The organism is Streptomyces sp. bgisy027 (assembly GCF_057710365.1).
This window is the reverse complement of record NZ_JBYIVZ010000030.1, coordinates 17,069-40,089: the sequence shown is the minus strand read 5'-3', so window position 1 is coordinate 40,089 and position 23,021 is coordinate 17,069. Positions and strand designations below refer to the sequence as shown.

General features: G+C 68.4%; 20 protein-coding genes. 10 read left to right on the top strand and 10 right to left on the bottom strand.

The features are described 5' to 3' along the window. Positions 1-242 precede the first annotated feature (242 nt). On the bottom strand, positions 243-2,147 hold the full coding sequence (gene dnaA / locus AC3ETA_RS28220) for a chromosomal replication initiator protein DnaA (protein ID WP_432195709.1): 1,905 nt from the start codon (positions 2,145-2,147) through the stop codon (positions 243-245). Positions 2,148-2,530: 383 nt separating this feature from the next. Between dnaA and rpmH the strand changes: the two genes are divergently transcribed. The 9 genes from rpmH to AC3ETA_RS28175 all read left to right on the top strand — a co-directional run bounded on the left by rpmH (position 2,531) and on the right by AC3ETA_RS28175 (position 9,449). Further along, positions 2,531-2,668, top strand: coding sequence for a 50S ribosomal protein L34 (rpmH, locus tag AC3ETA_RS28215; RefSeq protein ID WP_015659252.1), 138 nt, complete (start codon positions 2,531-2,533; stop codon positions 2,666-2,668). A 21-nt stretch (positions 2,669-2,689) separates the two neighbouring features. Beyond that, the gene (rnpA, locus tag AC3ETA_RS28210) at positions 2,690-3,061 is read left to right on the top strand and encodes a ribonuclease P protein component (protein WP_093746624.1); all 372 of its coding nucleotides are present in this window, start codon (positions 2,690-2,692) and stop codon (positions 3,059-3,061) included. Further along, on the top strand, positions 3,058-3,411 hold the full coding sequence (yidD, locus tag AC3ETA_RS28205; protein ID WP_030947151.1) for a membrane protein insertion efficiency factor YidD: 354 nt from the start codon (positions 3,058-3,060) through the stop codon (positions 3,409-3,411). Before rnpA ends, yidD begins: the two co-directional genes overlap by 4 nt. A 3-nt stretch (positions 3,412-3,414) precedes the next feature. Beyond that, a complete protein-coding gene (yidC, locus tag AC3ETA_RS28200) occupies positions 3,415-4,680 on the top strand; it encodes a membrane protein insertase YidC (RefSeq protein ID WP_432195708.1) in 1,266 nt (421 codons plus the stop codon). Positions 4,681-4,695: 15 nt separating this feature from the next. Further along, the gene (locus AC3ETA_RS28195; protein ID WP_432195707.1) at positions 4,696-5,208 is read left to right on the top strand and encodes a Jag family protein; all 513 of its coding nucleotides are present in this window, start codon (positions 4,696-4,698) and stop codon (positions 5,206-5,208) included. Between the two features lie 128 nt (positions 5,209-5,336). Continuing rightward, a complete protein-coding gene (gene rsmG, locus AC3ETA_RS28190; RefSeq protein WP_432195706.1) occupies positions 5,337-6,053 on the top strand; it encodes a 16S rRNA (guanine(527)-N(7))-methyltransferase RsmG in 717 nt (238 codons plus the stop codon). A 295-nt stretch (positions 6,054-6,348) separates the two neighbouring features. Beyond that, the gene (locus AC3ETA_RS28185) at positions 6,349-7,422 is read left to right on the top strand and encodes a ParA family protein (RefSeq protein ID WP_432195775.1); all 1,074 of its coding nucleotides are present in this window, start codon (positions 6,349-6,351) and stop codon (positions 7,420-7,422) included. After that, complete coding sequence (locus AC3ETA_RS28180) at positions 7,419-8,516, top strand: ParB/RepB/Spo0J family partition protein (RefSeq protein ID WP_432195705.1); 1,098 nt, start codon at positions 7,419-7,421, stop codon at positions 8,514-8,516. The genes AC3ETA_RS28185 and AC3ETA_RS28180 overlap by 4 nt, the downstream gene beginning before the upstream one ends. A 315-nt stretch (positions 8,517-8,831) precedes the next feature. Continuing rightward, positions 8,832-9,449, top strand: coding sequence for a GNAT family N-acetyltransferase (locus AC3ETA_RS28175; RefSeq protein WP_432195704.1), 618 nt, complete (start codon positions 8,832-8,834; stop codon positions 9,447-9,449). 52 nt (positions 9,450-9,501) lie between these two features. On the opposite strand, the gene trxA is transcribed toward AC3ETA_RS28175, so the two are convergent. From trxA to AC3ETA_RS28140, 7 genes are all read right to left on the bottom strand, one after another. Then, on the bottom strand, positions 9,502-9,834 hold the full coding sequence (gene trxA / locus AC3ETA_RS28170) for a thioredoxin (RefSeq protein WP_432195703.1): 333 nt from the start codon (positions 9,832-9,834) through the stop codon (positions 9,502-9,504). Between the two features lie 41 nt (positions 9,835-9,875). Next, complete coding sequence (gene trxB / locus AC3ETA_RS28165) at positions 9,876-10,844, bottom strand: thioredoxin-disulfide reductase (RefSeq protein WP_432195702.1); 969 nt, start codon at positions 10,842-10,844, stop codon at positions 9,876-9,878. A 169-nt stretch (positions 10,845-11,013) separates the two neighbouring features. Continuing rightward, positions 11,014-11,961, bottom strand: coding sequence for an anti-sigma factor family protein (locus tag AC3ETA_RS28160; protein ID WP_432195701.1), 948 nt, complete (start codon positions 11,959-11,961; stop codon positions 11,014-11,016). Then, a complete protein-coding gene (gene sigM / locus AC3ETA_RS28155) occupies positions 11,958-12,695 on the bottom strand; it encodes an RNA polymerase sigma factor SigM (RefSeq protein WP_432195700.1) in 738 nt (245 codons plus the stop codon). Before sigM ends, AC3ETA_RS28160 begins: the two co-directional genes overlap by 4 nt. A gap of 18 nt (positions 12,696-12,713) precedes the next feature. After that, positions 12,714-14,408 (bottom strand): protein kinase family protein, encoded by a 1,695-nt coding sequence (locus AC3ETA_RS28150; protein WP_432195699.1) that lies wholly within the window; start codon positions 14,406-14,408, stop codon positions 12,714-12,716. Positions 14,409-14,543: 135 nt separating this feature from the next. Continuing rightward, the gene (gene murJ, locus AC3ETA_RS28145; protein ID WP_432195698.1) at positions 14,544-16,775 is read right to left on the bottom strand and encodes a murein biosynthesis integral membrane protein MurJ; all 2,232 of its coding nucleotides are present in this window, start codon (positions 16,773-16,775) and stop codon (positions 14,544-14,546) included. A gap of 45 nt (positions 16,776-16,820) precedes the next feature. Continuing rightward, complete coding sequence (locus AC3ETA_RS28140; RefSeq protein ID WP_432195697.1) at positions 16,821-19,229, bottom strand: DUF6049 family protein; 2,409 nt, start codon at positions 19,227-19,229, stop codon at positions 16,821-16,823. A 277-nt stretch (positions 19,230-19,506) separates the two neighbouring features. Between AC3ETA_RS28140 and AC3ETA_RS28135 the strand changes: the two genes are divergently transcribed. Beyond that, positions 19,507-20,949, top strand: a complete 1,443-nt coding sequence (locus AC3ETA_RS28135; RefSeq protein ID WP_432195696.1) for a CCA tRNA nucleotidyltransferase — start codon at positions 19,507-19,509, stop codon at positions 20,947-20,949. Positions 20,950-21,053: 104 nt separating this feature from the next. On the opposite strand, the gene AC3ETA_RS28130 is transcribed toward AC3ETA_RS28135, so the two are convergent. After that, entirely contained in the window at positions 21,054-21,551 is a 498-nt protein-coding gene (locus AC3ETA_RS28130) for an LppU/SCO3897 family protein (protein WP_432195695.1), read from the bottom strand. 111 nt (positions 21,552-21,662) lie between these two features. Continuing rightward, complete coding sequence (locus AC3ETA_RS28125; RefSeq protein ID WP_432195694.1) at positions 21,663-22,940, bottom strand: MFS transporter; 1,278 nt, start codon at positions 22,938-22,940, stop codon at positions 21,663-21,665. Between the last annotated feature and the right edge of the window lie 81 nt (positions 22,941-23,021).

The following is a 23,021-nucleotide window of genomic DNA, read 5'->3' as shown; positions in this document are numbered from 1 at the left end:
ATGCAGTTGACCTGGTCCGATCGTCCTTCAACAGGGGCAGCTGTGGACACAGTCTGGACAACTTCCCGGTCCCCAGGGTGTGGACGCCAGAAAGTCACCGAATCTGTGGAGAGTGGCCGTAACCCGGCAGGTATTCGAACAGCCGCCGTCCGCGGCATGACGAAGGGCGCCCCGGGATCTCGTCCCGAAGCGCCCTCAGTGACGTACGAGCGGGCCTCGCGGCCCTGCGCCGGCCGGCTCCGTCAGCCGTTCTTGATGCGGTTGGTGAGCTCGGTGACCTGGTTGTAGATGGAGCGCCGCTCGGCCATCAGATTGCGGATCTTGCGGTCGGCGTGCATCACCGTGGTGTGGTCGCGGCCGCCGAACAGTGCGCCGATCTTGGGCAGCGACAGGTCCGTCAGCTCACGGCACAGGTACATGGCGATCTGGCGGGCGGTGACCAGCTGGCGGCCGCGCGAGCTGCCGCACAGGTCCTCCACGGTGAGGCCGAAGTAGTCGGCGGTGGCGCTCATGATGGCCGTGGAGGTGATCTCCGGCGTCGCGTCGTCGCCGCCCGGGATCAGGTCCTTGAGGACGATCTCCGTCAGACCCAGGTCCACCGGCTGCCGGTTGAGCGAGGCGAACGCCGTCACCCGGATCAGTGCGCCCTCCAGCTCACGGATGTTGCGCGAGATGCGGGAGGCGATGAACTCCAGTACCTCCGGCGGGGCGTTGAGCTGCTCCTGGACCGCCTTCTTGCGCAGGATCGCGATACGCGTCTCCAGCTCGGGCGGCTGGACGTCGGTGATCAGACCCCACTCGAACCGGTTCCGCAGCCGGTCCTCCAGGGTGACCAGCTGCTTGGGCGGCCGGTCGCTGGAGAGCACGATCTGCTTGTTGGCGTTGTGGAGGGTGTTGAAGGTGTGGAAGAACTCCTCCTGCGTCGACTCCTTGTCCGCGAGGAACTGGATGTCGTCGACGAGCAGGATGTCCATCTCGCGGTACCGCTTGCGGAAGCTGTCGCCCTTGCCGTCGCGGATGGAGTTGATGAACTCGTTGGTGAACTCCTCCGAGCTCACGTACCGCACGCGCGTGCCCGGGTAGAGGCTGCGCGCGTAGTGCCCGATCGCGTGCAGCAGGTGCGTCTTTCCGAGGCCGGACTCCCCGTAGATGAACAGGGGGTTGTAGGCCTTCGCGGGTGCCTCGGCGACGGCGACCGCGGCCGCGTGCGCGAAGCGGTTGGAGGCGCCGATGACGAACGTGTCGAAGAGGTACTTCGGGTTCAGACGCGCGGTCGGCTCGCCGGGACCGGGCGCCGGCGCGGGCTGCGCGGCCAGCGGGCCGGGGGCACCGGTGGCCGGCAGACCGGGGCCGACGGGGCCTCCGCGGTGCACATGACCGGAGCCGACGGGCGGCTCGGGCAGCTCACGGCGGGCGTCGCGGTCGTAGTCGGGCCGCTGCGGCTCATATTCGGAGCGGTGCTGCTCGTACTCCGAGCGGTGCCCGTCGTAGGACGGCCGTTCCATCGGCTGCGGGCGGTAGTCCTGGGAGGGACCGCCGTAGGAGTCCTGCTGATAGGAGTCCTGCTGGTACGGGTCCTGCTGATACGGGTCCTGGGACGGGGACGCGTAAGGGTCGCGCTCGGGGAAGCCGAGGCGCTGCTGCTGCCAGCCGTAGTCATCCTGCGTGGGGCGCGGCCAGCTGCCGGGGGTGTGCTCCGGGCGCTGGTACTCGCCGGGGTAGGCCGGGCGCGCGGTGGGCAGCGGGTCGGGGCTGCCGGTCCGCTGGTCGTCGGCGCGGTGGCGGCCGTAGCTCTCGTAGGAGGGGAGCTCGGGCTCCTCGTAGCGGGGCTGCTGCGCGGGCTGGGGTACCGGTGGGGCCGGGGGCTCGCCGGCGGAGTCGTCGACGGTGATCGCGATGCGGATCGGGCGGCCGCACTCGCGGCTCAGCGTGTCGCTCACGATCGGGGCCAGACGGCCTTCCAGTACGCCCTTCGCAAATTCGTTCGGTACGGCGAGGAGGGCGGTGTCCGCGACCAGCGCGAGGGGCTGGCAGCGCCGGATCCAGTGCTCGTCCTTGCCCTCGACGCCCTGCCCTCGCCCCTCACCGAGAAGTTGCTCCAGTACTCGTGGCCACACTGCGGCAAGATCGGCAGGTACGTCAGCCACAGGGCACGCTCTCTCACAGGTCCCACGAACGTGTGATTGTGGGACGGGTCGGGATTCAAACGGGTGGAGCCAGAATCAGGGGGACAAGGGAACGAATCGGAGTCCAGTCACGGTAGTCAGGGCGGCGGGTGCGGTTCAAGTTGTTGTCCCCAGCCTGTGGATAGTGTCTCCCCGTGACCTCTGGTTTGACCGGATGGCGTAGCCGCGCGTACCGTAACCAGGTCGAGTTGTCGATGGCTGCTGCCGCCTGCCTCCGATGGGCACAGATCACGTCAGGTGATCGGGAAGCGGTGCAATCGGGCGTAACTGCGAGCTACTCGTGGGCGCACGGTGACAGCCAGGACGGCACCCGCCAAACACCGATTTATCTCTGGAGCCCCCGAGTGAGCAAGCGCACCTTCCAGCCGAACAACCGTCGTCGCGCGAAGACCCACGGCTTCCGCCTGCGGATGCGCACCCGCGCCGGCCGCGCGATTCTCGCGAACCGTCGTGCCAAGGGTCGCGCCAGCCTGTCCGCCTGATCCTGATCAGGTCATGACGTCGTGCTGCCCACCGAGAACCGGCTGAGGCGGCGCGAGGACTTCGCGACCGCGGTACGACGAGGTCGTCGGGCAGGCCGCCCGACACTCGTCGTCCACCTTCGTAGCGGTGCCACGGACCCGCACGCGCCTGGGGAGAGCGCTCCCCCGACGCGTGCGGGTTTCGTCGTGAGCAAGGCTGTGGGCGGCGCGGTCGTACGGAACAAGGTGAAGCGCAGGCTTCGCCATCTGATGCGCGACAGAGTCGACCAGCTGCCCCCCGGTAGCCTGGTAGTCGTACGAGCGTTGCCCGGTTCGGGTGATGCCGACCATGCACAGCTGGCCCGAGACCTGGATGCCGCTCTGCAGCGGCTGCTGGGAGGGGGCGCGCGATGAAGTACCCACTGCTCGCTCTGATCAAGCTGTACCAGTGGACGATCAGTCCGCTGCTCGGGCCGGTGTGCAAGTACTACCCGTCGTGCTCCCACTACGGGTACACGGCCATCGACCGGCACGGTGCGATCAAGGGCACGGCGCTCACCGCCTGGCGCATCCTGCGGTGCAACCCGTGGTCATTGGGCGGTGTGGATCATGTCCCGCCGCGCAAGCGCCCACGGTGGCACGAAATGGTGCGCAACGCGTGGCGCGCACGGAAGGGCGGGCCCTCCGCCGCCGAAACGGCCATCGAAGGTGATGTTCCTTCGAGCCCGGCCGCAGAGACCCCGTCCCATGTCCAAGGAGCATGATTAGTGGACACGATTGCCAGCCTCTTCAGCTTCATCACGACACCCGTTTCCTGGGTCATCGTCCAGTTCCACTCGGTGTACGGCGCCATCTTCGGCCCTGACACCGGATGGGCCTGGGGCCTGTCCATCGTGTCCCTGGTGATTCTGATCCGCATCTGCCTGATCCCGCTCTTCGTGAAGCAGATCAAGGCGACCCGGGCCATGCAGACGCTGCAGCCCGAGATGAAGAAGATCCAGGAGCGCTACAAGAACGACAAACAGCGTCAGTCCGAAGAGATGATGAAGCTGTACAAGGAGACGGGCACCAACCCGCTCTCCTCGTGCCTTCCCATCCTGGCGCAGTCGCCGTTCTTCTTCGCCCTGTACCACGTGCTCAACAGCATCGCGAACAACGACACCATCGGTGTCATCAACGAGAGCCTGCTGAAGAGCGCGCAGCAGGCGCACATCTTCGGGGCCCCGCTGGCCGCGAAGTTCACCGACAGCGCCTCCGACGCCGCCGCGCTGGACGCCTCGATCACCACGGTTCGCATCGTCACCGCGATCATGATCGTCCTGATGTCGGCGTCGCAGTTCTACACGCAGCGCCAGCTGATGACGAAGAACGTCGACACCACGGTGAAGACGCCGTTCATGCAGCAGCAGAAGATGCTGATGTACGTCTTCCCGGTCATGTTCGCCGTCTTCGGCATCAACTTCCCGGTCGGTGTCCTCGTCTACTGGCTGACCACCAACGTGTGGACCATGGGCCAGCAGATGTACGTCATCCACAACAACCCGACCCCGGGATCCAAGGCCCAGGCCGCCTACCTGGAGCGCCTGACCAAGCACGTCACGAGCCACGGCAAGACCCGCCGCCGGGGCGAGCGCGCCATCGTCAAGGCCATCGTCGCCAAGGGCCGCGACCGCAACGAGTTCGAGCGCAAGTTCATCAACGGCCTGACCAAGGCCGGTCTCGCGGCGCAGGCCGACGGCACCGTGGTGAAGAGCGAGGGCGCCGTCGCGACCATCGCCGAGGACGGTACGCCGACCACCACGGCGACGCCCAAGCGTCAGCAGCCGAAGCGGCAGAGCAAGGCCCAGCGTCAGTCCGGCCACCCGAAGCAGGCCGGTGAGCCGACCTCGCTCGAGAAGTCCGAGTCTGAGGACGCCAAGCCCGAAGCCGCCAAGAAGGACGCGCCCAAGCCCAGCAGTGGCGGCCGCAGCAAGGCCCAGTCCGGGCAGCGCAAGGGCGGTCCGCAGCGCCCCAAGTCCCCGTCCAAGAAGTAAGAAGGAGCCCATCCCGTGACGGAAGGCACCACCTCCGCCGCTGCCGAGGGTGCAGACACCCTGAGCCGCCTGGAGCAAGAGGGCGAGATCGCGGCGGACTACCTCGAGGGTCTGCTCGACATCGCCGATCTCGACGGCGACATCGACATGGACGTCGAGGCCGACCGCGCCGCTGTCTCGATCATCAGCGACGCGGGCAGCCGCGACCTGCAAAAGCTGGTCGGGCGTGAGGGCGAGGTGCTGGAGGCGCTTCAGGAGCTCACGCGCCTGGCCGTGCACCGGGAGACCGGGGACCGCAGCCGGCTGATGCTGGACATCGCGGGCTTCCGGGCCAAGAAGCGCGCCGAGCTCTCCGAGCTGGGCGCCAAGGCCGCCGCCGAGGTCAAGAGCACCGGCGAGCCCGTGAAGATGAAGCCGATGACGCCGTTCGAGCGCAAGGTCGTGCACGATGCGGTGAAGTCGGCGGGCCTGCGGAGCGAGTCCGAGGGCGAGGAGCCGCAGCGGTTCGTCGTCGTCCTTCCCGCCTGATCGGTCCCTACGTTTCCTCCGGCCCCGTCTGTGCGCAGGCGGGGCCGAAGTTTGTCAGCCTGTTAGTTCTGGTGGTTCTGGTGGTCGGCGCCCGAAGCGCCGGCGCGGTACGGAAGGACGGTCCCCCCGTGACGGAGGCAGCGGAGCTTCCCCCTGTGCCCGAACAGGCACGTGAGGTGTTCGGCGATCGCTACGCTGATGCGGTCCGCTACGCCGAACTGCTCGCCGAGGCGGGTGTGCAGCGCGGCCTGATCGGCCCACGAGAGGTGCCCCGTCTGTGGGAGCGCCATCTGCTGAACTGCGCGGTGCTCTCGGAGGTCGTTCCCGAGGGCGTGACGGTGTGCGACGTCGGCTCGGGGGCCGGCCTGCCGGGCATCCCTCTGGCGCTGGTCCGGGAGGACCTGAAGATCACTCTCCTGGAGCCCTTGCTGCGGCGGACGAACTTCCTGACGGAGGTCGTGGAGCTGCTCGGGCTCGACCATGTGACGGTCGTGCGCGGTCGTGCCGAGGAGGTCATGGGGAAGCTGCCGCCCGTACATGTGGTGACCGCCCGTGCTGTGGCTCCGCTGGACCGCCTGGCCACCTGGGGTATCCCGCTGCTGCGCCCCTACGGCGAGATGCTGGCGCTCAAGGGCGACACCGCGGAGGAGGAGCTGAAGAGCGCGGCGACGGCTCTGAGCAAGCTGGGCGCGGTGGAGACGTCGATCCTCCATGTGGGCGAGGGCGTGGTGGACCCGATGTCCACGGTTGTGCGCGTCGAGGTCGGGGAGAGCCCGGGCGGTGTGCGCTTCGCCGCGAAGCGGGCGAAGGCGGCCAGGACGGGACGGGTCCGTCGACGGCGCTGATCCGTCCTGACGACGAGACGTACTCCACACAAGCTGGCAAACCCACCCATGCCGGAGTGTCGCGACAGTTCGGCCGCAGCTGCTGTGCATCGTGTTTCACGTGAAACGTCGCTCACTGCTGCACGGCATCATTAGTCGTGGCCGCGCTGCCGAACCGCGTGACCGAAAGCCCCTCGGGTCCCTCAAGGAGGGTGCTTCCGACGAACCTCCGTCCCCCTGGAGGGGCACGGAGGTTTCCACAGAGGTGGATTTCTCCACAGAACAACAGGCCTCACTGGTTCACGACCCCGAAGACATGGGAGGCTCTGTTCATTGCGAGCCTGAAGTCGAGGAGAGTGAATCCTTGCGGTCCGACGCCAACATCGCGGGACCGATGACCGATCCGGTCCCCGGTCCCCGTACCGAGTCGATGGGGGACGATGTTTCACGTGAAACACCGCCCCCGATGGACGACACTCCCATCGGTCGTGCTGCCCAACTGGCGGTCGAGGCTCTGGGCCGCGCCGGTGAGGGCCTGCCACGGCCCGAGCAGACGCGTGTCATTGTGGTCGCCAACCAGAAGGGGGGCGTGGGCAAGACGACGACGACTGTGAACCTTGCCGCGTCGCTCGCCCTGCATGGCGGCCGTGTACTGGTCATCGACCTCGACCCTCAGGGCAACGCATCCACAGCCCTGGGGATCGACCACCACGCCGAAGTTCCTTCGATCTATGACGTGTTGGTCGAGAGCAAGCCGCTCGCTGAAGTCGTCCAGCCGGTCCCCGATGTCGAGGGTCTCTTCTGTGCCCCCGCCACGATCGATCTCGCCGGTGCGGAGATCGAGCTGGTGTCTCTGGTGGCACGCGAGAGCCGGCTTGAGCGGGCGATCCAGGCTTACGAACAGCCGCTGGACTACGTCCTCATCGACTGCCCTCCCTCGCTCGGCCTGCTGACGGTCAACGCGCTCGTGGCCGGGCAGGAGGTCCTGATCCCGATCCAGTGCGAGTACTACGCGCTGGAGGGCCTCGGGCAGCTGCTGCGCAACGTCGACCTGGTGCGGGGGCACCTCAACCCCGCTCTGCACGTCTCGACGATCCTGCTCACCATGTACGACGGCCGGACGCGGCTCGCGTCCCAGGTCGCGGACGAGGTACGCAACCACTTCGGCGACGAGGTGCTGCGGACGAGCATTCCCCGCTCGGTCCGTATCTCCGAGGCGCCGAGCTATGGGCAGACGGTTCTGACTTACGATCCAGGTTCGAGCGGCGCCCTGTCCTACCTTGAGGCCGCACGAGAAATCGCGCTGAAGGGCGTCGGTGTCAGCTACGACCCGACGAACGGCCACTTCGGCGCCCAGAGCAACCCGAGCATGGTGGAGGGGATCCAGTGAGCGAGCGACGGAGGGGTTTGGGTCGTGGACTCGGCGCACTGATCCCTGCTGCACCGACGGAGAAGACGGTACCCCCGGCTGCGGTAGGGGGAGCTGCTTCCGCCTCCCCGGCCGCGATGCCGGCGCTGACCGACCGTGGGGTTGCCGCGGCCAAGGTGGCTACGCTGCCGCCTGTTTCACATGAAACCGAGGAGCCGTCGTCGAACGGCGCCGTGGAGACGCCCGCCGCTCCCATGGGTGCTCACTTCGCGGAGATTCCCCTCGACGAGATCACGCCGAACCCGCGGCAGCCGCGTGAGATCTTCGACGAGGACGCGCTCCAGGAGCTCGTCACCTCCATCCAGGAGGTCGGTCTCCTCCAGCCGATCGTCGTGCGTCAGATCGCCCCCTCGCGCTACGAACTCATCATGGGTGAGCGCCGCTGGCGGGCCTGCCGGGAGGCCGGTCTTGAGGCGATCCCGGCGATCGTGCGGGCCACGGATGACGAGAAGCTTCTCCTGGACGCGCTGCTGGAGAACCTGCACCGCGCTCAGCTGAACCCGATCGAAGAAGCGGCTGCCTACGATCAGCTGCTGAAGGACTTCAGCTGCACGCATGACCAGCTGGCTGACCGCATCGGCCGTTCCCGGCCCCAGGTCTCCAACACCCTGCGTCTGCTGAAGCTCTCGCCCAAGGTTCAGAACCGGGTGGCGGCCGGAGTGCTCTCCGCGGGCCATGCACGGGCTCTCCTGTCCGTGGAGGACGCGGAGGAGCAGGAGCGGCTGGCCTACCGGGTGGTGGCCGAAGGGCTGTCCGTACGGTCCGTCGAAGAGATCGTGACCTTGATGGGCTCCCGTCCGCAGAAGACTCCGCGGTCCAGGGGTCCCCGGGCCGGCTCGGTTCCGTCGCCGGCGCTGTCCGACCTCGCGACGCGGCTCTCGGATCGCTTCGAGACGCGCGTGAAGGTCGAACTCGGTCAGAAGAAGGGCAAGATCACCGTCGAGTTCGCCTCCCCGGAGGACCTCGAGCGGATCCTCAGCACCTTTGCTCCGGGCGAGAAGCTCGCCCTGCAGAAGAGCCTGCTTGCTGAGGACGACGAGGACAACGAGGGCTGATGCCCGGCCGGGTCGGCTGTCCGACTCGTTCATGCGGGCCGTGTCCGGTGTGTACCGGAACACGGCCCGCACTTTGCTTTCTGGCGGTATCGATGGAATCGCATCGTGGATACGATGCGATCGGGTATGGCGCATCCACCTGGCAGACCTCTTAGGGGAGGCGGGGTCCATGCGAACGGTGAGCCGCACCGGACTGGTGAGCGCGGGTCTTGGGCTGGGCGCGGTCGGCGGATTCGTCGGCAGCCTGCTCAGGGAACGAAGCGCCCTGACAGCCGCTCGCGATGCCGCGGGCGAAGGAAGCGAGGAACAGCCTTCATGGGGCGTCGGCTCGTACCGCTCACGCTGGACAACCTTCCGGACCTTCCCAAGCGCTGCCGCTCGTGTGTCTTCTGGGAGTTGGACCCGGTCAGCGGTGAGGCAGCGGTAAAGGCCGGCACCGCCGCACTGGAGAAGGAAGCCTGGATCTCCGCCGTCCTGTTGGACTGGGGCTCCTGCGGGCGGGTCGTGTACGTCGATGAAGTGCCGGTCGGCTTTGTGCTGTACGCGCCTCCGGCTTACGTTCCTCGCGCGACGGCGTTTCCCACGAGCCCTGTCTCACCGGACGCGGTGCAGCTGATGACCGCCTTCATCATGCCGGGCTATCAGGGGCAGGGGCTGGGCAGAGTGATGGTCCAGACGGTCGCCAAGGATCTCCTGCGCCGGGGGTTCAAGGCGATCGAGGCTTTCGGGGACGCTCGATGGAAAGAGCCGGCGTGTGTTCTGCCCGCCGACCATCTCCTGGCCGTGGGCTTCAAGACGGTCCGTCCGCACCCCACCTCCCCGCGCCTGCGGCTGGAGCTGCGGACCACGCTGTCGTGGAAGGAAGACGTGGAGATGGCGATCGACCGGCTTCTGGGCGCGGTCCAGAAGGAACCGGTGCTGCGACCTCTCTAAAACGAATGGGCCAACCCCCTCGGGTTGGCCCATTCGTGTTTCACGTGAAACATCACTCGGCGATGAAGTCCTCGAGGTCGCGGAGGATGGCGGCCTTCGGCTTCGCGCCGACGATGGTCTTGGCGACCTCGCCGTTCTGGTAGACGTTCAGCGTCGGGATGGACATGACGCCGTACTTGGCGGCCGTACCCGGGTTCTCGTCGATGTTGAGCTTGACGATCTCGATCTTGTCGCCGTGCTCGGCGGCGATTGCCTCGAGGGACGGCGCAATCTGACGGCACGGACCGCACCAGGCGGCCCAGAAGTCCACCAGGACGGGCTTGTCGTTCTTGAGGACGTCCTGGTCGAAGGAATCGTCGGTCACATTCTTCAGGGTGCCGGCCACGGCGGGCTCCTTAACTGATCGGTGCGTGGGGAGGATGGGGGTCAGACAGAGGTCTTCTCGGGCTCAGCCTTCTCCTCGTCCGCGAGGGCGGAGAGGAAGCGCTCGGCGTCGAGAGCGGCGGAACAGCCGGTACCGGCCGCGGTGATCGCCTGGCGGTAGGTGTGGTCAACCACATCGCCGGCACCGAAGACACCAGTGAGGTTGGTGCGGGTCGAGGGAGCGCTGACCTTGAGGTAGCCCTCCTCGTCCAGCTCCAGCTGCCCCTTGAACAGCTCGGTACGCGGGTCGTGGCCGATCGCGATGAACAGGCCGGTGACCGCCAGGTCCGAGAACTCGCCGGTCTTGATGTTGCGCAGCTTCAGCCCGGAGAGCTTCTGCTCGCCCTGGACCTCCGCAACCTCGCTGTCCCAGACGAACTTGATCTTCGGGTCGGCGAAGGCGCGCTCCTGCATCGCCTTCGAGGCGCGCAGGGTGTCCCGGCGGTGGACGATCGTCACGGACTTGGCGAAGCGCGAGAGGAAGGTCGCCTCCTCCATCGCGGTGTCGCCGCCGCCGATCACGGCGATGTCCTGGTCCTTGAAGAAGAAGCCGTCACAGGTGGCACACCACGAGACGCCACGGCCGGAGAGGGCGTCCTCGTTCGGCAGACCGAGCTTGCGGTGCTGCGAGCCGGTCGCGACGATGACGGCCTTCGCGCGGTGGACCGTGCCCGCGGTGTCGGTGACAGTCTTGATCTCACCGCTCAGGTCGACGTTGACGATGTCGTCCGGGACGAGCTCGGCGCCGAAGCGCTCGGCCTGGGAGCGCATGTTGTCCATGAGCTCGGGACCCATGATGCCGTCCTGGAAGCCCGGGAAGTTCTCCACGTCGGTCGTGTTCATGAGCGCACCACCGGCGGTGACGGCACCTTCGAACACCAGCGGCTTCAGCGACGCGCGCGCGGTGTAGAGCGCCGCCGTGTAGCCGGCGGGCCCGGAGCCGATGATGATCACGTTTCGGACGTCGCTCACGGCTTGATTCCTCGTCTCTGGAATACGTCGTCGGACCGGTGGAGCCCCTTTCAGAACTCTCACCCCACCCAACGGATCCTAAGGGGCGTGCATTCCCACTGTGTCCGGGCACACGGTGAGGCCTCACCGTAGGGGTTGCCGCGCCTGACGAAGACGAACCACGGGGCTCTCAGTTACGTGCGTAGGACTTCGTCAGAAGGACCTTGGCACTGGTGGTCGACGGGTGTGTCACACAGCTCGCGTCGACGAGATAAGCGGTGACCTTGCCGGCGTCAGAGGCGTCGGTGAGGACGACGAGCAGCACTTCCTTGCCCTGGAAAGTGCCTTCCTGAGCGGCGAGCGCGGCCTCATCGCGACCGATGCCCTTCTGGATGCACTCCGGCACGGTGATCTCGCGCAGGATCTTCGGGCTCTCGGTGTCGGCTCCGCCCCTCACGCCCATGCTCTCGTCCGGGCCGCGGGACTTGTCGATGTTGCTGCCGCTCGTGGCGAGGAGGTGGTCTACCTGCTTCTCCAGCTTCGCCGCCGAGAAGGTGTCGGTGGTGGTCTGTCCGCCCTCGGCCGTGGGACCGGATCCTCCGCCGCCCATCAATGAGGTCAGCAGTACGGTGCCGAGGCCCAGGGCGGCGGCCGTGAAGGCGGCACCCAGGACGGCGACCTTGCGGCGCCCCGCCCTCTTGCGGTCCTTGCGGCCGGGGCCGGTGGTGGAGGAGCGGGCGTGACCTGCCGGACGGTCCGATGCTGTCGATGTTTCACGTGAAACATGAGCACCGTCGTCCTCGGCGGACCTGCCGTCGTCGGCAGCGGAGACCGCATGGGCGCCGCCGGTATGCGTAGGTGCGCCGGCGTTCTGTGGTGCCGTCGCGCTCAGCAGCGCCTCCGCGGCGAGCGCGGCATCGATGCGCTCCGCGACATCGGAGGGCATCCGGGCCGGGCCGGGCAGGGTGCCGAGCAGTCCCCTGATCTCCTCCAGCGAGGCGTGGACGTCCGCGCACAGCTCGCACTCGTCCAGATGCCGGCGTAGATCGGCGGTCCTGGACGGGGGGAGGAGGCCCTCGGCGAGGTCGGAGATCTCGGCGACGTCCGGGTGCCCGGCCGTGTCTGTCGTGGATGTCACGCTCGCCCACCTCCGCCCTTCACTGCGGCTGAATCACTCGGCCCTGTATCGCGCGGATCCGTCTCCTTCGGCTTCCTGGCCTCCGGACCCGCTGCCGGTGGGACGGATGCCCCCTGCGTCCGGTTCCGCCTTTCGCCGGGATCCTTGCCGCCGCCGCTTTCCGGGCGGAGATGGGTGAGGAGCGGCAGGAGTCTGGCTCTGCCGCGTGCACACCGACTCTTGATCGTGCCCGTCGGGACATCGAGAACCCGGGCGGCCTCCGCGACGGGGTAGCCCTGCATGTCCACGAGGACGAGGGCCGCCCGCTGGTCCGGCGGGAGAGTGCCGAGCGCTTCCAGCAGCTGGCGATGGAGATCATTGCGCTCCGCGGGCGCCGAGGCGGACTCGTGCGGCTCCAGGAGCTGCTCCAGGCGCTCGGTGTCGTCGACCGGGGAGGTCTTGCGGGAGGCCGCCTTGCGGGCACGGTCCAGGCAGGCGTTCACCGTGATGCGGTGCAGCCATGTTGTGACGGCCGACTGGCCCCTGAAGGTGTGAGCCGCCCGGTAGGCGGAGACGAGGGCGTCCTGGACGGCGTCAGCGGCCTCCTCGCGGTCGCCCAGCGTCCGCAGCGCCACCGCCCAGAGGCGGTCACGGTGACGCCGCACGATCTCCCCGAAGGCGTCGGGGTCGCCCTCTACATGCAGGGCGAGGAGGTCCTGATCGCTTGTGTCACCGAATGCGCCGCCATCCGCCATCGGACCTCCCTCCCTTTCTCAGCTGCTCACCTTGACGTCCACGACCCTGCCACGGAACTGGCCGTCGTCGACCTGCTTCGGCAGATTGGTCAGCCAGACCAGAAGGTAGCGGGACTTGAGGGAGTCGCCGGGCTTGAGCGTCACCGTGGTGCCGGAACCGGAAGCCACCTTGGGGTAGCTGTCGAAGGACGTCGGTGTGGCGCCGGGGTCGCCCGAGGCGGCACGGAGCTCGACGGAGGTGTCGCCCATGAAGCTGACGGTGACCTTGCCGACGGGCTGGACCTTGCCGAGATCCAGGATGACTCCGACGCCCGACTTCAACCGACCGAAGTCGGAGCTGGCGTAGTAGTTCGTCTGCCAATACGTGCCCGACGCGGAGTCGTAGATCTTGTTTATGTCCCTCGGGTTCTCCGTGGGGTCCGAGCCGAACGGGTCGAAGTCCTGGACGCCTTCGATGGCGATCGGTTTGCTGGCCGGCTTCGTCGGGCTCTTGTCGTTGTCCTCGGTCGTCTGCGTCTGGTTGGAGTCCTCGGACTTGCCGCCCCGGTCCATGAGCGCGTCCGCCAACTGCCAGCTGCCCAGGCCCAGAGCTGCGATGAGGAGGGCCGAGACGGCCCACTTCAGGGCCTTGCCCGTGCGGCTCTGGAGCGGGGGCGGCGGAGTCGGCATCTGCTGGGCTACGCCGGGACGCGTCTGGCGGCCGTACGTGCCCTGCTGGTACGTGGTGCGCTGATAGTCCGGCGGGGCCGTGAACGAGGGCTCCGGCGGGCGGATGCGCGGCATCTCGCCGATCGCCTTCACCAGTTCCTCCGGCGTGGTGCACGCGGACTCGTGCCGGGAGGCGGTCGCGCCGTCGTTGGCCAGCGCGCGCATGGCGAGCTCGGACAGCCCACGGTGGACACCGGCACGCACCTGGTCGGGCGCGATCAGACCGACGTCCTTCGGCAACCCGGACAGCCCGTAGGCGTCGCTCTCGTACGGCCAGCGCTGGGTGAGCGCGGCGTACAGCAGGGCGCCGATGGCCTCCGTGTCGGTGCGCTGCGGGGTGTCGGAGCTGATGCCCCGCAGCGCGGCGTTCACGGCGAGGCCGCGGATGCGCCACTGCCCGCTGGAGGTGCGCAACACGGCGTTCGGGTTGAGCCGCAGATGGGCCAGACCCTCGCGGTGGGCCGCAGCCATGGCCGCGGACACCTGGGTGACCATCTGGTAGGCGTCGTACACCTCCAGCGGGCCGGAGGCGAGAAGGGTCGTCAGTTCCGTGGCGTCGGGGAGCCATTCGTGGACGACGTAGACGACGTCGTTCTCCTCCACGGCGTCGAGGACCTGGACGAAGCGCGGGTCGCCGAGCAATGCGGAGGAACGGGCCGCGGCCAGAACGGAACGCGCCCGCGCGTGGTCCGCGGGCAGGATGTGCACGCCGACCGCGCGACGGAGTTTCTCGTCGACCGCCCGCCAGCTGCTGAAACCGTCCAGACGGGTGACGCACTCCTCAAGGCGGTAGCGTCTGGCGAGTTTGTGGCCGCTGTGCAGTTCGGGCGGTGAGGCCTTCCCGGGACCCTCGGTCCCGCCACTCCCCTGTGCCTCGTCGATGTCCGTGACCCGCTCCCGATTCTTGGCCACCCCGTCGGCCGTGGACTGGTCCGCCTGAGCGGTCAGCGGCTCGTCGCCGCTGTTGTCTGCCACGTCGACGGCAGCCGTGCTCCGTTCCGCCACCGTCGTTCCTGCCTCCCCATCCATTGCGCGCCGTTGGACCCCGTGCGCGCCGTCCGACGCCGAACCAATTGTGCCCACAGTCCGCCGCTATGCACGACACACGGTGGCGGACGATGGTTGTGCGCGTACCCCGGTTCAGCGACCCAGACGCCCGCGAACCATGCCGACCAATGAGTTGAGCTCGTCGATGCGCATCCTGCGCGCGGCGACGAAGAAGGTGCCCAGCAGTACCGCTCCACCGGCCAGCAGGGCGGCCAGAGAGCCGAGGGCGCCCTGGCCGAGCGTCAGGGTGACTCCGTAACAGGCCACGCCGCTCAGCAGCGCCGCCGGCACCGAGGCGATGCAGAGCCTGGTGTACGTCCGCATCACCCGGGTGCCGTCGAGGTCGCCGCCGAGCCGCTTGCGCAGCCTGCTCCAGGCGACACCGACGCCGATCGCGTAGGCCACGCCGTACGAGGCGGCCATGCCGACCACGGCCCAGCGGGCCGGCAGCACGAGGAAGCAGAGCATCGAGGCACCCGCGTTGCCCGCGGCCACGATGACCGTGTTGTAGAAGGGGGTGCGGGTGTCCTCGTAGGCGTAGAAGGCGCGCAGCACGACGTACTGCACCGAGTAGGGGATCAGGCCGAGGCCGAAGGCCATCAGCATGTAGCCCATGTTGGTGGCTGCGCTGGTGCCCGAGGAGCCGAACATCAGGGTGCACATCGGGATGCCGAGGGCCACGAACCCGAAGGCGAGCGGCACGATCGCCACGGCCGTCGTGCGCAGGCCCTGGGAGATGTCGTCGCGTACGGCGCCGGGGTCGTCCTCGGCGGCCGAGCGGGAGATACGGGGCAGCAGGGCGGCCATCAGCGACACGGTGATGATGGCCTGCGGCAGGCCCCAGATCAGCTGTGCGTTGGCGTAGGCGGCGAAGCCGGTGCCGACGACGCCGGAGGCGATTCCGGAGGCCGTGGACAGCTGGGTGACCACGAGCGCGCCTGCCTGGTTGGCGAGGACGAACAGGATGGTCCACTTGGCGAGCACGGCGGCCTTGCCGAGGCCGTGGCCGCGCCAGTCGAAGCGCAGCCGCAGCCGGAAGCCGGTCTCGCGCAGATACGGGATCATCGCCAGGGACTGGACGACCAGACCGAGCAGGACACCGATGCCGAGGAGCCGCTGGCCCTCCGGCGGGATGCTCGTGACCGACATGCCGGAGTGCTCGGCGGTGCCGTACACCCACAGGAACATGCCGAGCGTCACGATGATGACGATGTTGTTCAGGACCGGGGTCCACATCATCGCGCCGAAGCGGCCGCGCGCGTTGAGGATCTGGCCCATCACCACGTGGACGCCCATGAAGAAGACCGAGGGCAGGAAGTAACGGGTGAAGGTGACCGCGACGTCGTTGGCGGCGGGATCCCCTGCGACCTTGGTGGACAGTGCGCTGACGAGCAGCGGGGCGGCGTACATCGCGAGCGCGGTCAGGGCAGCGAGCGCCACCATCACCAGCGTCAGCAGACGGTTGGCGTAGGCCTCGCCGCCGTCCTCGTCGTCCTTCATGGCACGCACGAGCTGCGGCACGAAGACGGAGTTGAGGCCGCCGCCGACGGTCAGGATGTAGATCATCGTCGGCAGCTGGTAGGCGACCTGGAAGGAGTCGCCGAGCAGGCCGAGGCCCAGTGCCGAGACGATCAGCATGGACCGGACGAACCCGGTGAGCCGGGAGACCATCGTCCCCGCGGCCATCACGGCGCTCGACTTCAGCAGACCGCCGGCCCGGCCGCCCTGCTTCCCGGTGGGAGCGGGGGCAGGGGCGGGTGCAGGCGGGGCCGTCTCGGCTCCCGCGGGCGGCGTGGCCCCCGCGGCGGGCGCGGGGGACGGTGCCGGGACCGTGGGCTGTGCCTGGTACTGCGGGTGGCCGCCCTGCTGCTGGTCGCGGAAGAGGTGCGCGAAGGCGTCGTGCTCCTGCTGTTCCCCGGCGGAGTGCGAGACGAGGTCGTCGACGCCCACGTACTGGGTCGTACGAGGGTCGTCACCGTACGGCAGGTACTGGGTGGGGCCCTCCGGCTCGGGCGCCGGGGTCTGGGCCCACACATTGGGGTCGGGGGCGTACGGCGACTGGGGCGGCTGGGAGTAGAGGGGCTGCTGAGGCTGGTACGTGCCCGGCGGGGGCGGCGGGTGCGCGGCACGGTCGTACAGCGCCTCGGCGACCGGGTCCTGGGCGGAGAGCTCCTGGCCCCGGTAGGGGTCCTGGTCGTAGGCGTCCTGGAGGTACATGTCCGCGGGCTGCTGCGGCGGCACCTGGCCGGGCTCGGGCGGCGGGCCCTCGGGGTGCCCCGAGCTGCCCGCGGCCTGGCCGCGGTCACCGTCGTACGGCGCGTTCATGGCTACCCCACCTCATCGTCCCTGGCCCACCGGCCACGACTTCGCTCAACGGTCCACTCTCTCACCCGTGCCGGACGGGTCGGCGCTTTCCGCTGCGGTGTCCGGTGAAGGGTCACTCGCCTGCTCCGGGGCGTCTGCCCCGTCCTCGTGGCGGGACTCCTCCTTGAGAACATCCTCGGGTGTGAGACGGTCGGAGGGCCCTTCCGGGTTCTCCGGACCGCCTTCTTCCGCGCCCGTCTTCCGGGAGTCGTCCTCCTCCGCTTCACGGGCCGCGGCGCGCTTGCGCTGCGTGTACATCCGGAACCCGGCGAGGACCAGCAGCAGGAAACCGCCGCCGATGACCAGCATCACGGTGGCCGTGAACTCGGTGACCTTCACATCGAACCTGACGGGCTGGCCGTACGCCTGCCCGTCCTCCGTGTACAGCTGGGCGATCACCGAGGCCTGGCCGTTGGCCTGCGCCGAGGTGGGGAACTTCACGGTCTGGCTGTGTCCGCCGGAGACCGAGACGGGCTGCTCGTAGTAGGCCTCGCCGCCGATCTCCAGACGCCTCGGGCTCGTGGAGGTGAGCCGCAGCACCAGATGCTCGACACCCTGGACCAGGTTGTTCTGCACGGTCACCGGGATCGTGGCGCTGCGTCCGGAGAGCTTGGTCTCGGACTTCTCGATCAGCGTGACCTGGCCGGCCAGGGAGTTGATGTACGCCTCGACACCGTTGCGGTAGTCGGCCGCCTCCGCCGAGCGGCCGCGCCACGACGAGGACATCTCGCGGTTCAAGGCCCGGCCGAAGGGGGTCACCACGCGGGACGGGTCGCTGAGGATGACCTGGAAGTTGTCGAGCTTGTTCCGCGTGGACGCGATCTGCTCGAAGGCCTCGCGCGGCAGCTCCTGCTTGCGCAGCGAGGAGGGGTACCGGGACGCCGACGGCACCTTCGTGGTGGCTCCGGCGTCCGGCTTGGCCGTGGCCGCGGCCGTGAGCTCCTGGGACTGGGACCAGGAGCCGCCCTGGAGCGCCGTCACGGCCGCGGCCATCGCCTGGGCCTGGCTCGCCGACGGCATCCGCTGCGGGGCGACGACGATGCTGCGCTGCCGGTCCGACTGGAGGTTCAGCGCCAGGCTCTGGGCGAGGAACCGCTGCACGGCGAGCGTCGAACTCGACGCCCGTGTCAGGTTGCCCTGGAACACCGTCGACATCCGGGCGTCCGCGACGACCGCCGTCGTGCCGCCGCCGATGGGGCGGGAAGCGGAGGGTGTGTAGGGCAGACCGCCGGTCTCGATCAGGCTGTCGCTGCGGGCGATCACCTTGTCCGCGCCGGCGGAGGTGGCGACCTTGACGATGGACGGGTCGACGGCGCCGTTCACGGGCCAGGCGAAGTCCCTGGCGGGTACGACATGGAGCACGGACTCGACGGTGTCCGCGGCGACGTCGGTGGCCTCCTTGAGGTGGCTCAGGGAGCCGGTGACGTTCGTGCCGTTGTGGGCGAGGGAGGCCAGGTCCGGGTCGGCGAAGGGCAGGGCGACGATCTCCTTGTCCTGCACCGCGTCCTGGAGCTCGGACAGCCACCGATTGGCGGCTCCCTGATGGGTGCCCGCCGTGGTCGTGTCCCCTTCGCCCTGGACGCGGTAGCTCTCCGTCATCGCGTCCACGGAGGCCAGCAGGTCCGGGTCGATCACCCAGGTGACGTCGAGATCCTTGCCGAGCGACACCAGCTGCTGGAGGCGGCCGCCCGGGGCGATCTCCTTGGCGAGGTCGTCGTCACGGAAGACCGGCGTCTGGGCCTCGTCGGATCCCGTCTGCGCCGTCATTTGGGACGTGGAGATGAGCGGCCACAGAACCGTCGTCTTCGTCTTCGTGTCGGCGCCGTCCGGCTGCCACGGCAGGAACGTCCGCTCGATGCCCAGCACGTGGTTCCAGGCCTGCGAGGACGTCTCGCCGGACAGGGAGACGGAGAACTGGTACACGCCCTCGCCGCCGAGATCGAGCTTGTCGACCGGCACCGAGATGCTGAAGTTCTGGGAGATGCCCGGGGCGAGCTTCGCGAACTCCTTGACGTACTTCTCGCCGACCGGGGAGCCGTCGAGCCCCTGCTGGTAGTCGGTGCGGCCGGCGACCGTGTCGATGGCCGATCGGGTGTTCAGGACGCCTCCGAGCCGCAGGTCCACCTGTGCGTCGGTGACGGCCTCCTTGCCCTTGTTCGTCACCGTGCCGGACACGGTGATGGTGTCGTCCTCGCCGGGAACGGTCGGAGTGAGCGAGTCCACAGCGACATCGACGGTTTCCGAGCCGGAAGCGGCCTTCAGGGAGTCCTGTGCGGCGGCGTGCGAGGGCGCCGCGGCAGACAGCGTGAGCAGACCGGCCAGCAGTGGTGCCCCGGCGATCAGTGCTCCGGTGCGCCGCACCCAGCGGCGGGCAGGTGAGGGACTCATCCCCTGGAAGTCTGCCGCCTCGGCCACGCGCTCGCCCGTCCCTCGTCGTCGTCAGTGGTCGTCGGAATGTGCGTCCACGCATGGTAACGATGTGCGCTGAGGGGAAGTGCCGCGGACCGCCCCACAAGATCGGTCCGAGGCGTCGGCCTGTCCCGTATGTGCGTTTATAGAGGGAGGGCCGTCACCAAGTCGTAAAGGTAGCGACGGCAGACGCCGGGGCACATCCGCGGAGGTGTCTGTGCGCGCCTCGTGCACGTTTAATGGAGGCGCTCGGGCGCGCCGTGGCCACGTACCCTCTCCTGTTGTGCCGAACGCCAACGAAGACAAGTCCAGTGTCCTGAGTCAGGTGCAGCATCGCGCGGTGAGTGAACTGCTGCGGGTCGCGCCTGTTGCCGACGACCTCGCCCGCCGTTTCAAGGACGCCGGGTTCTCACTCGCCCTGGTCGGCGGCTCGGTCAGGGACGCGCTCCTCGGCCGGCTCGGCAACGATCTGGACTTCACGACCGACGCCCGTCCTCAGGACGTGCTGAAGATCGTGCGGCCCTGGGCGGACGCGGTGTGGGAGGTCGGGATCGCCTTCGGCACGGTCGGTGCGCAGAAGGACGGCTACCAGATCGAGGTGACGACCTACCGATCGGAGGCGTACGACCGGACGTCCCGCAAGCCGGAGGTGTCGTACGGCGACTCGATCGAGGAGGACCTCGTCCGGCGTGACTTCACGGTCAACGCGATGGCGGTCGCGCTGCCGGAGAAGGGGTTCGTCGACCCGCACGGCGGGCTGGAGGATCTCGCGGCGCGCGTCCTGCGGACCCCGGGTACGCCGGAGGCCTCCTTCTCTGACGACCCGCTGCGCATGATGCGTGCTGCGCGCTTCGCGGCCCAGCTCGACTTCGAGGTGGACCCCGAGGTGGTGACGGCCATGAAGGAGATGAGCGAGCGGATCGAGATCGTCTCGGCGGAGCGGGTGCGGGACGAGCTGAACAAGCTGATCCTCTCCGCCCACCCGCGCAAGGGCCTGACACTGCTGGTCGACACCGGGCTCGCCGAGCGGGTGTTCCCGGAGCTGCCGGCGCTGCGGCTGGAGAGCGACGAGCATCACCGTCACAAGGACGTCTACGAGCACACGCTGATCGTCCTGGAGCAGGCGATGGCGCTGGAGGAGAACGGTCCCGACCTGACTCTCCGGCTGGCCGCCCTGCTGCACGACATCGGCAAGCCGCGCACGCGTCGCTTCGAGAAGGACGGTCGGGTCTCGTTCCACCACCACGAGGTGGTCGGCGCGAAGATGACGAAGAAGCGCATGACGGCGCTCAAGTACTCCAACGAGCTGGTGAAGGACGTCTCACGTCTGGTCGAGCTCCACCTGCGCTTCCACGGCTACGGCACCGGTGAATGGACGGACTCCGCCGTCCGCCGCTACGTCCGCGACGCCGGCCCGCTTCTGGACCGCCTGCACAAGCTGACACGCTCGGACTGCACGACCCGCAACAAGCGCAAGGCGGCGGCGCTGTCCCGCGCCTACGACGGCCTGGAGGAGCGCATCGCTCAACTCCAGGAGCAGGAGGAACTCGACTCCATCCGCCCCGACCTCGACGGTAACCAGATCATGGAGATCCTCGGCGTCGGCCCGGGGCCGGTGATCGGCAACGCGTACAAGCACATGCTGGAGCTTCGGCTGGAGCATGGGCCGATGGAGCATGACGATGCGGTGGCGGCGCTCAAGGAGTGGTGGGCCGCGCAGGGCTGAGCTTTGGGAGCGGGGCATGTTTCACGTGAAACGTGCCCGCCTGGATACGCCTAGGGGCGATGTTTCACGTGAAACATCGCCCCTAGGCGTGCAGAGAGCTCAGATCAGACGTCCGAGAGGCACAGCACGAAGTTGTCGCCGTCGCCGGTCTGGGCGTAGAAGCTCGTGGCGCCGCTGACCTTGCGGCACTCCGTCTCGGCGGTGAAGGAGGTGAAGGTGCCATCGACCTTCTTGAGGACCTTGGCTTCCGCCTCCGAGGAAGAGCAGTCCACGACCTCCATCTCATCGCTCGAGGATGAGGAGGAGGCCGACTTCAGGCAGTCGCCCACCTTCGCCTGGTCCGCGTCGTCCAGGCTGGCTATGTAGCCGACGACGATCGCCGTCACGACACCCACGCCGATGAGCACGTTCTTGATCGTCTTGAAGCTGACCTTGCGGCGCGGCTGCTCCGGGGGGACCGGCGCATAGGGCGCCCCGCCCTGCGGGAAGCCCGGCTGGCCCGGCTGCTGCGGGTACGGGGCCTGGCCCTGGGGCGGCTGGCCCTGGGCGTACGGGTTCTGGCCCTGCGCGAATGGATTGCCCTGCGGCGGCGGAGTTGTCACTTGGGGGTCCCCCTAGAACATGGGTGCGTGATCGCGAACAATGGCGCGATATAAGACGGACGTAAGTTACCGGGCCGCACTGACAACTCAGTACTCAGGAATGGCTCTGTGTCATTGATGTGACACAGACCGGTACTCAAAGCGGGCCATAGCCACCGCAACTGCCGCGTAGATAACGGCGACTGTGACCACGAGAGCGGCGGAACGGCCGTCCGGCGGCAGTATCAGCGCGGCAACTCCGGCCGCTCCGACGAACGCGACGTTGAACAGCACGTCGTAGACCGAAAAGGTCCGGCCACGGAAGCCGTCCTCGACCGAGGACTGCACGATCGTGTCCGTCGAGATCTTCGCGCCCTGTGTCGTCAGCCCCAGCACGAATGCCGCGACCAGCATGGGAGTTGCGGCGAAGGGCAGTCCGAGCGCGGACACCAGCACGGCGGCGGCGCCTGCGCACGTGGCGATCCAGCAGCCGGGGCCGAGCCGCGCGGCGGCCCAGGGGGTCACCACGGCCGCCGCGAAGAAGCCGGCGCCCGAGAGGGCCAACGCCAGCCCCAGCAGGGCGAGTCCGTCATCGGTGGTGGAGGAGAAGGCGTACCGGCACAGCATCAGCACCATGACGAGCAGAGCGCCATAGCAGAAGCGCATCAGCGTCATCGTGAACAGCGCCCAGGCGGCCTCTCGGCGCGGCGGAGCGGAGAGGTGACGTACGGCTGCCGCCAGGTCGTGTGTGGTGCCGGAGAGGGCCGTCGCAAGACGTGGCCGCACCAACTCGCGATCGGGACCGAGCAGTTCCGGCGCCATGCGCAGCGCGGCCAGCCCGGCGCACAGATACAGCGCCGCTCCCAGCAGCACCACGGCGGCATCGGAGTCCCAGACCACCAGCCGTACGACGAAGGCCAGGCCCGCTCCCGTGGTCGCGGCGAGCGTTCCGGCGGTCGGGGAAAGGGAGTTGGCGATCACGAGCCGTTCTTCGTCGACCACGCGTGGCAGCGCGGCGGACAGACCCGACAGGACGAATCGGTTGACGGCGGTGACACACAGCGCGGAGACGTAGAACAGCCAGTCCGGGACCTCGGTGACGATCAGGGCGGCCGTCGCCGAGGCCAGCAGGGTGCGCAGCAGGCTGCCGTACAGCAGGACCTGGCGGCGGCGCCAGCGGTCCAGCAGGACGCCGGAGAACGGGCCCACCAGGGAGTACGGCAGGAGCAGCACCGCCATGGCGGAGGCGATCGCGGTGGCCGAGGTCTGTTTCTCCGGGGAGAAGACGACGTACGTGGCGAGCGCGGTCTGGTAGACGCCGTCGGCGCCCTGTGAGAGCAGGCGTACGACGAGCAGGCGCCGGAAGTCGCGGAAGCGCAGCAGGACCCGCAGATCGCGTACGACGGACATGGGGCACAGCCTCACATACGGGAGGGTCCCCGGGCGGTACAACCCGGGGACCCTCCACAGCCCTGGCAGGAGCGTTCTGGT

Coding starts and splice junctions, on each gene's coding strand:
- AC3ETA_RS28125 (WP_432195694.1), bottom strand. CDS start 22,940: ATGTCCGTCGTACGCGATCTGCGGGTCCTGCTGCGCTTCCGCGACTTC.
- AC3ETA_RS28175 (WP_432195704.1), top strand. CDS start 8,832: ATGGGGCGTCGGCTCGTACCGCTCACGCTGGACAACCTTCCGGACCTT.
- AC3ETA_RS28185 (WP_432195775.1), top strand. CDS start 6,349: ATGGGAGGCTCTGTTCATTGCGAGCCTGAAGTCGAGGAGAGTGAATCC.
- murJ (WP_432195698.1), bottom strand. CDS start 16,775: ATGAACGCGCCGTACGACGGTGACCGCGGCCAGGCCGCGGGCAGCTCG.
- yidD (WP_030947151.1), top strand. CDS start 3,058: ATGAAGTACCCACTGCTCGCTCTGATCAAGCTGTACCAGTGGACGATC.
- sigM (WP_432195700.1), bottom strand. CDS start 12,695: ATGGCGGATGGCGGCGCATTCGGTGACACAAGCGATCAGGACCTCCTC.